This window comes from Streptomyces sp. NPDC002787 (assembly GCF_053592095.1).
In genome coordinates, this window is sequence record NZ_JBSFVC010000077.1 from 1 (window position 1) to 7,562 (window position 7,562).

Consider the following 7,562-nt stretch of genomic DNA (forward strand, 5'->3'; position numbering starts at 1 on the left):
CGTAGGAGTTCTGGTTGTCATACGCGCTCGGGCCCTCGTAGGAACCACGGGAGTCGCGCCCCTGACCGTCGTACGCGTCCCTGCTGTCATAGGCGCCGGCAGCTGCCTGGGCGATTCACGGTGTCGCTGCGGCAGGCTCGTGTGCGGCTGCTGCTCCCGGTGTGCCCGAGCATGGCGGCGATTCTTGAGGTCGGGTGCCCGTGATCGTGGGGCACGACCACGGGGCTCTGGTGGCGTGAGCCTTGGCCTGGGCCCGGGCCGACCTCTTCCGCAGGATCGTGGTCACAAGCGTGCCTTTCGGTGCACGAGGCAGGTCGGGGCTGCGGGGCAACTGCTTCGGTGAACCGGCCTGGGCCCTGCGCCACGCGGAAGGCCGGTTGTCGGTGCCGGCCCAGAGCTCGTCTGCGGTAGCCGGGCTGCATGCACCGTACCTTGATGTGCCGGCCCGTCCCTGTTCTGGTGGCAGGGCATGGCCTGCCACCCGACGTCCGGCAGAACCCGCGATCCCCGTCATCACCCATCTCGTTCCGCTTCCCCTCTTGCCCCCTTATTAAATTACGGTCATACTTCAAAGGTCGCGGGAACCTCGGGAGCCTGACCAGAAGGGGTTCCGCGCCCGAGGCATCTGACCGTCCACTCCGCAGACTGCGGCCGCAGTCGGGAGACCGTTTTACCGCCCTGCGCCCACCCTGCAAGGAAGAAGGGGGCGGGCGCACACTGGCGCTAACCGAAGGGCACGACCGTGAATGACGCACATGAAGTACGAGGCGACGTGGTGACGTCGTGCAAGAACGCGCAGACCCGCACCGTCACCGCCGACGGAGTGACCTTCGCCTACCGCGACCTCGGCCCCCGGACCGGCATGCCGGTCATCTTCATCACCCACCTCGCCGCGGTCCTGGACAACTGGGACCCCCGGGTCGTGGACGGCATCGCCGCCAAGCACCGGGTGATCACGTTCGATCTCAGGGGTGTGGGCGCGTCGAGTGGCGTGACGCCGAAGACCATCGAGGAGATGGCCAGGGACACCGTCACCTTCATCCGGGCGCTGGGCTTCGAGCAGGTGGACGTCCTCAGCTTCTCGATGGGCGGCATGATCGCCCAGGTGATCGCCCAGACCGAGCCGCAGCTCATCCGCAGGCTGATCCTCGCGGGCACCGGTCCGGCCGGAGGCGAGGGCATCAAGAACGTGACCCGGATCTCCCACTACGACACCCTCCGAGCACTGCTCACCCTTCAGGACGTGAAGATGTTCCTCTTCTTCACCCGCACCGCGAACGGTCGCCGGGCCGGCAAGGAGTTCCTGGCCCGGCTGAAGGAGCGCACCAAGGACCGGGACAAGGCGATCGCTCTCAAGTCCTACTTCTCCCAGCTCAAGGCCATCCACCGCTGGGGGCTGGCACGGCCGCAGGATCTCTCCCGCATCCAGCAGCCCGTGCTCGTCGCCAACGGCGACAACGACAGGATGGTCCCGACGTCGAACTCGCACGACATGGCCCGGCGACTGCCGAACGCCGAGCTGGTGATCTACCCCGACGGCGGTCACGGCGGCATCTTCCAGTACCACGAGCAGTTCGTGCCGACCGCTCTCGAGTTCTTCGGCCGGCCGTAGGGCCGCGGTGCGGTCTGCGTACGGGCCGAGGACGTGGGTCAGAGCCGTGACGCCCGGTGGGCGGGCGGCTCTGTCACCTGTTCGAAGTAACTGGCCTGCTCGCTTCTCGGTCAAACGGCGCCGAGCCGGTTGTCGTGCAGGATGGCGACGCGGAGGCCGGTGTGGTCGGCGTCCCGTCCGGGCGCCAGGCCCAGGAGCGCGCTGCCGCTACGGCGCATGCCGAGCGCGCGCGACGCCGGCCGCCGTACGAGCGGAGGACCGCCGCGTCGGTCGCTCCCGAGATCGCAGTCGCCCGGGGACCACCCGCTCAGGCTGAGCGCGGAAACGCGGGTGTACGGCGCCGGCGTCCCGGCACCCTTGCCAGGTGCTCACCCAGCCGGTACTGACCGTCATCGCGCGAAGGCGAGGGCGTTCTCGATCCCGCGCTCGAGGACCTCGTCGGAGAACTTCCGGTCGGAGAGCGCGCGGGAGAGCTGCAGCGTTCCCACCGCCATGGTGTAGAGCCCGATGGCCTTGCCGCGGGCGGACTGCGGATCCTCGGGTGCCAGACGGGCGGCGAGCTCGTCCAGGATGGCTTTGGCGCCGTCGGTGTAGGCATCCTTGGTCGCGTCACCGCAGCGGCCGATCTCGTCGAGCAGGGCGGCGGACGGGCAACCGTCGCCGGGGTTGTCCCGGTGCTCGGGTGACAGATACGCGCGAATGAAATCCTCGAGCCCCTCGCGGCCGGGCCGCAGCGTGTCGTAGCTCTCCACCTGTGCGCGCAGCTGCTCGGCGACGACGTGGGCGACGAGGTCGTCCTTGGACTCGAAGTGGGCGTAGAAGGCCCCGTTGGTGAGCCCGGCGTCCGCCATCAGCGTGGAGACGCCGGAGCCGTCGATCCCGTCCTGCTTGAACCGGTGGCCGGCCCGCTCGATGATCCGCTGCCGCGTCACCTGCTTGTGCTCCTTGGTGTAGCGCGCCACAGGGTTCCTCCCTCAACTCCGCCGGGCCATTGCCTCGCAGCCCATCCTAATCCGTGATCTGACGTATGTAATTTTATGATCGACAGGTGATTTTGCGGCCGATCTGCTGCCCATCGGACGGCAGGCCATGGGCCCACGTGGCGGCCTCGGCCGTTGCCCGGCTCGACCGCCCGCACCCGCGAGTCATGCGGATGCCGCGTCTTCAGTCATGGGATGGGGCCGGGTCCACGTCCGGTGCGGCGAGTCCGGATTCAAAGCCGCGGGGCGGGACCTCGTGGTCACTCGACGGCATACCGCTCGCGTCGCGCGCATGTTCACTGCTGCCTGGTTGTGCCGTGCGTACGCCGAAGCGCCCGAGGAAGGCGAATCCCTCGGGCGCCGGGCGCTCTTATCAGGCGGCGTAGGTGGGGTAGTCGGTGTAGCCGGCCGCGCCGCCACCGTAGAACGTGGCGGGGTCGGGGGTGTTCAGCGGAGCCCCGGCGCGTATGCGCTCGACCAGGTCGGGGTTGGCGAGGGCCATCGAACCCACCGTGATGACGTCGGCGAGGCCGTTGTCGATGTCCTTGGCCCGGGTGGCGATATCGGTTCCGGCGCGGTTGAGGAGCAGCGTGTTCGGCCACAGCCTGCGCAGGGTGTGCAGGAGTTCGTCGTCGCCGCCGTGGCCGATGTGCAGGTAGGCGAGGTCGAGGGGGACGAGGGCGCGCAGGAGGTGCGGGTAGAGCTCGTGGGGGTCGTCCTCGTTGAGGTCGTTGAGCTGGAAGGGGTTTCCGGGGGAGATCCGGATGCCGGTGCGGCCGGCGCCGATCTCGTCGGCGACGGCCGTCGCGACCTCGACGGCGAAGCGGATGCGGTTGTCGAGGGAGCCGCCGTACTGGTCGGTGCGCTGGTTGGCGCTGGGGAAGAGGAACTGGTTGACCAGGTAGCCGTTGGCGCCGTGGATCTCGACGCCGTCGGCGCCGGCCGCGATGGCGGCCGCTGCGGCACGGCGGAAGTCCTGGACCGTCGCGGCGACCTCTTCGGTGGACAGCGCGCGCGGCACCGGCATCTCCTGGAGGCCGGTCGGGGTGAAGGTGGTGCCCGCCGGCTTGATCGCGGAGGGGGCCACCGGCTGCCGGTGGTGGGGCGTGTTGTCCGGGTGGGCGATGCGTCCGGCGTGCATGAGCTGCATGACGATGCGTCCGTCGGCCTTGTGTACGGCGTCGGTGACCTTGCGCCAGCCTGCGATGTGCTCGTCGGTGTAGATGCCCGGGGTCACGGGGTAGCCCTGGCCGTCGGCGGAGGGCTGGGTGCCCTCGGTGATGATGAGCGCGTGCGAGGCGCGTTGGGCGTAGTACTCGGCGTTCAGCTCGGTCGGCACGCCTTCGAAAGTGGCCCGGCTGCGGGTCAGAGGGGCCATGGCCACGCGGTGCGGCAGGGAGATCTTTCCAGCGACGGTCGGGTTCCACAGGCTGTCGAGCATGCGTGATTCCTCAGGTTATGGGTGGCGGACATCCGGCACGCCTGCGTTCCGGGCTGTGAATCCGATGAGGCATCCGCCATGAGCATGGGCAAATTAAATTATGAACGTAATGCTTTACTGGGTGGTGGACAGCGTAGGAATGCCCGGGGTGACCGTGGGTCGGGGGCGTGCCGTTCGCGCGCAGCTGCCTACTCGTTGAGGAACTGAAGAGCGTGCTTCAGGAACCGCTCGGGGTACTGGAACTGCGCTCCGTGCCCGGCGTCGGGGTAGATCAGCAGTTGGGCGTTGGGGATGTTCTGGGCGAGGTGCCAGGAGTTGATCGAGGCGATCATCACGTCGTTCTCGCCGTTGAGGACCAGCGTCGGTTGGGTGATCGCGTTCAGGTAGGCGTAGGGATTCTCGCCCGGCAGCGGCTCCGCATAGGCCATGGACGCCTCGAACTGCGCCTGCCCGACTGCGGACGAGCTCGGCGGGTCCTGGTCGGCCCGCTGGTGACGTCGCTCCCAGAAGGCCCGGCCCGCTTCGACCGCGGCTTGTGAGCGGCCGAAGAACAGGAAGAGGAAGTCCTCCAGGGTGGGGACCGGGTTCAGCGCCACCTCGGGCACCTTGGGGTCCATCGTCGGGTCCCCGCCGCGGAGGCCGGTGCCGAGCAGGAGGAGCTTGCGTACCAGCTGGGGGTGGCGCAGCGTGACCTCCTGTGCCTGGTAACCGCCGAGCGAGAAGCCGAGCAGATCGACCTGCTCCAGCCCCAGCGCCCGGATGGCGGCGGCGATGTCGTCGGCCATGTCCTCGACCCGGTTGCGCGGCGTGCCGGATGACGAGGCGATACCGCGCCCGTTGAACAGGATGACCTCACGGCCTTCGGCCAGTCCGTCGGTGAGCAGGGGGTCCCAGTTGTCCATTCCCCCGCGGAAGTGCTGGACGAGGAAGATCGGGACGCCGGAGGGCTTGCCCCAGCGGCGGTAGGCGAACCGTTCACCGTCGACCTCGATGTACTGGGTCGGTGCGGTCACGTGCGTGTCACTCACGGCCTGGGCCTTTCTGGAGGGATGAGCAATACAATGACGTTCGTAATTTAAAAAGTCAACCTCATGGATGTCGATCGACATCTATGTATGCTTGACCGTCGAGTCGACCGTGGAAGGGAGCTGGACATGCGGGTCACCAGGGCACAGGCGGAACAGAACCGTGCGCACATCGTCGCGACAGCTGCCAGGCTGTTCCGCGAGCGCGGCTATGACGATGTCGGCGTGGCGGAACTGATGGCGGCGGCCGGGTTCACCCATGGCGGGTTCTACAAGCACTTCCGCTCCAAGGCCGACCTGATGGCCGAAGCGTCCGCGAGCGGGCTCTCGCAGACCTCGGCACGGGCAGAAGGCCTGGATCCCGCCGAGTTCGTCGAAAGCTATGTCTCCCGGGAGCATCGCGACGGGCGCGGCGACGGCTGCACGATCGCGGCCCTCAGCGGCGATGCCGCACGTCAGCCGGCGGACATCAAAACAGAGTTCGCAGCCGGGATCGAGAACCTGCTGACGACCCTTCAGGCCCCAAGTGACACGCCGGGGGATGCGGACCAACGCGCGGCCCGCACCATGGTGATCGACATGCTCGCCCATTCGGTCGGAGCGATCATGCTGTCGCGGGCATGCCCGGACATTTCTCCGCTGGCGGACGAAATCCTTGATGTCTGCCGCACGGAGATTCTCGCCTCGCTGGCGCACGGCAGCAGCGATCAGCCGGCAGCACTGGGCCCAGAAGCCTGACCGCAGCCGACCGACGCAGGGCCGACCACCCCGAGAGTCAGACACTGACGCGAAAGCCTGCGATTTCGAGCCGCTGGTGCGGCATTGCAGCAGAAACCCTCTCAAGGATGGTCCGCGCCGCTGCCGAGAGCTGTTCATGTGCCGTCGGCGATGTCACGGCACCGGACGCGAGAACGGTCGGTCCACTTGCACGTGACGATGGTGGGGCATTGGCCGTCGCGTTTCCGTGTTCGGACCCCGGCGGGTGCGGTGGGGCCTCCGGCCGGGAGTGCCGGCGGCCGGGCTGCCGTTGAGGCGTGCCCGGCCGCCGTGGGGCCCTGGTGGGTGGGGGATGGAACCCGCCCAGGCTGTTGCGGCGCCTACTGGCCCCCTATGGGGCGCTACTGTCGGCCGGGGTGATCAGAGGGCTTCGTTCACCCGGCCGATGTACTCGCCCAGCTGGTACTCGACGTCGAGGCCCTTTTCGGCGGCCAGTGCGCCGAGCCCGACCGCACGCGCGGCGAATCCCGGCTGGGTCAGTGTGCCCGCGAACTCGCCGAAGGCGGCGACCAGGTGGGCGTCCGGCGGCAGTGTCGCCCGGTTGACCTGGGACTTGGCGGTCGCCAGTGCCTGCCGGTCGAAGGAGGCGAGGCGGGCGACGGTCGCGTCGACGAAGGCGTCGAGCTCCGCGTCGGGCAGGGTCCGGGTGACCCATCCCCAGCGCTCGGCCAGGTCGGCATCGTAGTCGGCACTGCCGAGGATGGCCTCGAGCGCCCGGTCGCGGCCGATCGAACGGGGCAGTCGCTCGGCTCCCCCTCCGCCGGGGACAAGACCGATGCCGACCTCGGGCTGGCCGAAGAACGCCTTCTCGCGGCTGGCGTAGCGCAGGTCGCAGGCCAGGGCCAGCTCGTTGCCGGCGCCGCGGGTACGGCCCCGGATGGCCGCGATGCTGACGAACGGAGCTTTGGTCAGCCGCAGGACCATGTCGGTCCACAACGGGTTGTCGTCCTCGTGCTCGGGCACGGGAAGGTCGGCGGCCGCGGCGGCGTCGAAGTGGTTGATGAAGAAGTCGGGAAGTTCGCTGGCGAAGACGACGACCTGGATGTCCGGGTCGTTCTCCAGCTCCGAGACGATCTTGTGCAGCGTCACGATCGACTCGGGAACCACCAGGTTCACGGGAGGATTCGTGAACGTGATCCTCGCGGTCCGCGGAGTCGTCCGCTCCAGGCGGATCGTGCTGGGCTGGCTCATGGCGTGGTTTCCATTTCGGGAGGGGTTGGGCTTGCGTGGCCGTGATCGCGTCCGGCGACCACGGAGCTGTTGCGCCTGATGGGGTGCGGGTCTCGCGTCACTCGGAGCTGCATCGGCTCGGCCGCCCCGCCTGCACCTGTGCGGCATGGTGTGGGCTCCGTTCGTTCGAGCTGACGGCGAGACGGCGCCCGTTCCCCACCATTTATATTATGATAGTAATGCAATTGTGGAAACGCTCAGCAGGCAAGACCCGACATGCGGGGGAACCGTCGGTGGTCGTGTTGCACGCATGGCCGACCGGCGAACCGTAGATGCTGTGCCGTGGTGTTCCCTTGGCTGACGTGCCTGGCGGTTGGCCCGTGGAGTCGGCTGCTCCTCAGGGGAGCTGCGGGTTGTCCCTCCCCTCGTAGCGTGAAGACCGTGACTGCAGGGGAAGTTGGGAGTGTCCCTCCCCTCGTAGCGTGAAGACCGTGACTGCAGGGGAAGTTGGGAGTCATGGCGGAGAAGCGACGGAAGTTCGATCCGGAGTTCCGTGA

The 7,562-nt window shown here is 68.2% G+C and carries 6 protein-coding genes; 2 read left to right on the plus strand and 4 right to left on the minus strand.

The genetic code is table 11. The annotated features are described in order from the left end of the window. The first annotated feature begins 742 nt into the window (after positions 1 to 742). Positions 743 to 1,612, plus strand: coding sequence for an alpha/beta fold hydrolase (locus tag ACWD26_RS43835; protein ID WP_451279336.1), 870 nt, complete (start codon positions 743 to 745; stop codon positions 1,610 to 1,612). Between the two features lie 389 nt (positions 1,613 to 2,001). On the opposite strand, the gene ACWD26_RS43840 is transcribed toward ACWD26_RS43835, so the two are convergent. The 3 genes from ACWD26_RS43840 to ACWD26_RS43850 all read right to left on the minus strand — a co-directional run bounded on the left by ACWD26_RS43840 (position 2,002) and on the right by ACWD26_RS43850 (position 5,061). Next, positions 2,002 to 2,574, minus strand: a complete 573-nt coding sequence (locus ACWD26_RS43840) for a TetR/AcrR family transcriptional regulator (protein ID WP_451279337.1) — start codon at positions 2,572 to 2,574, stop codon at positions 2,002 to 2,004. 391 nt (positions 2,575 to 2,965) lie between these two features. Then, positions 2,966 to 4,033: an alkene reductase gene (locus tag ACWD26_RS43845; RefSeq protein WP_451279339.1), complete on the minus strand. Its 1,068-nt coding sequence runs from the start codon at positions 4,031 to 4,033 to the stop codon at positions 2,966 to 2,968. 188 nt (positions 4,034 to 4,221) lie between these two features. After that, positions 4,222 to 5,061 carry an alpha/beta fold hydrolase gene (locus ACWD26_RS43850; protein WP_451279341.1) on the minus strand — a complete coding sequence of 280 codons (840 nt, stop codon included), beginning with the start codon at positions 5,059 to 5,061 and terminating at the stop codon, positions 4,222 to 4,224. A 126-nt stretch (positions 5,062 to 5,187) separates the two neighbouring features. Here ACWD26_RS43850 and ACWD26_RS43855 point away from each other — a divergent pair, with 126 nt between their 5' ends. After that, positions 5,188 to 5,796, plus strand: a complete 609-nt coding sequence (locus ACWD26_RS43855) for a TetR/AcrR family transcriptional regulator (protein ID WP_451279342.1) — start codon at positions 5,188 to 5,190, stop codon at positions 5,794 to 5,796. A gap of 399 nt (positions 5,797 to 6,195) precedes the next feature. On the opposite strand, the gene ACWD26_RS43860 is transcribed toward ACWD26_RS43855, so the two are convergent. Further along, complete coding sequence (locus ACWD26_RS43860) at positions 6,196 to 7,026, minus strand: enoyl-CoA hydratase/isomerase family protein (protein WP_451279344.1); 831 nt, start codon at positions 7,024 to 7,026, stop codon at positions 6,196 to 6,198. Positions 7,027 to 7,562 lie beyond the last annotated feature (536 nt).

Bases quoted from the DNA above. Each gene is read 5' to 3' on its own strand.
- ACWD26_RS43845 (WP_451279339.1), bottom strand. From the start codon at position 4,033: ATGCTCGACAGCCTGTGGAACCCGACCGTCGCTGGAAAGATCTCCCTG.
- ACWD26_RS43855 (WP_451279342.1), top strand. From the start codon at position 5,188: ATGCGGGTCACCAGGGCACAGGCGGAACAGAACCGTGCGCACATCGTC.
- ACWD26_RS43860 (WP_451279344.1), bottom strand. From the start codon at position 7,026: ATGAGCCAGCCCAGCACGATCCGCCTGGAGCGGACGACTCCGCGGACC.